The organism is Spirosoma utsteinense (genome assembly GCF_014282275.1).
Classification (GTDB): domain Bacteria; phylum Bacteroidota; class Bacteroidia; order Cytophagales; family Spirosomataceae; genus Spirosoma; species Spirosoma utsteinense.
Genome location: NZ_VFIA01000121.1, coordinates 1 through 2432 on the forward strand (window position 1 = coordinate 1; position 2432 = coordinate 2432).

The following is a 2432-nucleotide window of genomic DNA, read 5'->3' on the forward strand; positions in this document are numbered from 1 at the left end:
GCGTCGCACCATCTGTTTTTCCAAGTCGGTTTTAATGCACGACACGGTGATTGGGTTGCTGATTAACCATCTCTTTTTCAAGCTTAATATCCACTTTTAAGGCACGACCCACTTTGACAATAAACTTGGGCGAGTTTTTCAAAATGGAATCGGGCACGGTAATTGTCTCGCTACCTACTAATACTTTTTCTAAAGGAGCGGCAATATTACTGTTTTGCGTTGTGTCACTTTGAGGGAAAATAGACCAAGTGAATTGGCTTCTATCTGGAGAACTAGTCTGGCCAGATGCCACTAAGGTAAGTCCGCGACTCGAGTCATAGCAGGTACTTTGAGGGGTTATTGTTTCAACTGGCTTGCAAGTTACTGAGTCATCATCCTGTTTGCAGCTGGCTAACCAGCTGATTCCGACTAATAGTGATGCAAGAGTATATCGATTGGTAAGCATAAGTAAGATGTTGAGTATGTAGATAATAGGCTAGACCCTAAATGAGGCTTTAAGGTTGAAATTACTGTTGCATAAGTGGTGTGGCTGTTGCAAAACTCCATCAGCCGCCATGTTAGAACATTATGGCAGCTATTTTTTAGCTAAAAAGTAACCGTATATAGAAGAATAGCGGCAACTGAAAGTAGTTCATATACTTTTGCAACAGCCACTGGTTTTATGTAAAGCTGTGGTAAAAGTTAATCATAATCTAATTATGGTTATAGCGCCAATCGGATAATTATTCGAAACGGCTCGTTCATCTGACCACAAACCCTTTCTCGACCGCTTAGTCACTGGATGTATTCAATATCGTCTAAAACTTACCGTCGTTCAACCGATTGTTAGGTCTAAATCTTATTTCCCTTTCCAACCTCGGATCGAGCCGTATTCGTTTGGTCAGGACAAGTCCACAACGGCTCTTACCGGTCGGTGTCAGTAAACGTCAATTGAATAAGCAAAATGCCATCTTAAGTTACATGTATTGGTTTGGTGCCATAAATCACATAACCACTACGGTCGTAGAGCTTTTGTGATATTGACAAAAACCCCTACCTTCACCCTGTCACAATGACAGCTAGCCGGCCAATGAACAAGCGTCGGTACAAAACGCCCGGTCCGTCACCCTGGCTCTTGCTACGTATGGAAACGTATCGATTTGAATTTCTCTCTTCGAGCGGCCACCGCAGCGCCTGCCAGTTGCAGGTCTGTAGTAGGCACGCCCTGGTCGTGGCCACCTATCGGGGCGAAGGCAATAGTGTAACCAACGAATGCGAGCGAATTGCGCTCACTGCCGTCAACCGGCACGGCTTAAATCCGGATCGGTTGTTATTCGCCGAGCATTACCCGGATCAACTTTGGGAGCACTATCCCGAAACGTTCAAACTGATCACCTTTGACCAAGAGGGAGACCAGTTTGTCAATCCCAGCTGGACCGAATTAGATACCCGGATCATGAACGACGTTTTACACTTACTGGCCAATGAGTCCCTTTAAACCGGGTTACATCATCCTTAGTGGCCGGCTCCACTGGCTAAGCCAGCAAATAACATGATTCCCAACCTGACCCCACCCCCCAACGGCCCCGAATACGTAGCCTACTACCGGGTCTCAACCAAGAAACAAGGCGATAGTGGCCTGGGCCTCGACGCTCAGCAAGCTTACATTGCTCACTTTTACCAGCATAAGCATATGATTGCCGCCTTCACCGATATTAAGTCGGGCAAAGCCGTCACCGGTCGGCTTGAACTTCAAAAAGCCTTGGCGCTTTGCAAGCTACGACGGGCAACCCTGGTGGTTGCCAAAGTAGACCGCTTGAGCCGCGATACGGAGGACGCCCTGCAAATCTACCGGGAGTTGGAGGGACGCCTGGAGAGCTGTGATATTCCCAACCTGGATAAGTTTACCCCAACTCTGTTCATGGCCATTGCGGACCGCGAGCGGGTCCTGATTCGGTTGCGCACCCAACAGGCATTGGTTGAACTGCTCAAAAGACGGGGCCAGTGGCGACGGGCCAGCGAACCGTTTCAGAACGGGCTGGCCACCCAAAAGGCTAACGCGGCCGTGCGGGAAAATGCCCGCCAGAACCGCCACAACCGACGCGCGATTACGTTGATCGGGCGGCTGCGGGCCGAAGGGTGCACATATGCCCAGATCGCCCGGCAACTCAATGAGGCGGGGTTTCAGGCTTCCCGGGGAGGCCTTTTTCGAGCCGAACAGGTTCGGCGGCTGCTACTCCGCCCGCTCGACGAGTTGCCCCCTGAAAACGGTTAATTAGTGGTGGAATGGGAAAGAAAAACGGGCTTACCCTCCCTGAAAAACTAGGGTACATTACAAGCTTAGAACGTGTTGGGAAATTGAGAAAGGTTGAGGGTCGTGCCAACTTTGTGGTCGCCAAACGACAAAGTCATGACCAAACAGTGGGAGCCACTGACCGACCTCCAATGGGCCG

3 protein-coding genes are annotated in these 2432 nt (G+C 49.6%); 2 read left to right on the forward strand and 1 reads right to left on the reverse strand.

The features are described from left to right. Positions 1-31: 31 nt before the first annotated feature. Positions 32-445 (reverse strand): hypothetical protein, encoded by a 414-nt coding sequence (locus FH603_RS27945; RefSeq protein WP_186742628.1) that lies wholly within the window; start codon positions 443-445, stop codon positions 32-34. A gap of 678 nt (positions 446-1123) precedes the next feature. On the opposite strand from FH603_RS27945, the gene FH603_RS27950 reads away from it, so the two are divergent. Next, on the forward strand, positions 1124-1477 hold the full coding sequence (locus tag FH603_RS27950) for a hypothetical protein (protein WP_186742630.1): 354 nt from the start codon (positions 1124-1126) through the stop codon (positions 1475-1477). A gap of 54 nt (positions 1478-1531) precedes the next feature. Beyond that, positions 1532-2254: a recombinase family protein gene (locus FH603_RS27955; protein ID WP_186742633.1), complete on the forward strand. Its 723-nt coding sequence runs from the start codon at positions 1532-1534 to the stop codon at positions 2252-2254. Positions 2255-2432: the final 178 nt, after the last annotated feature.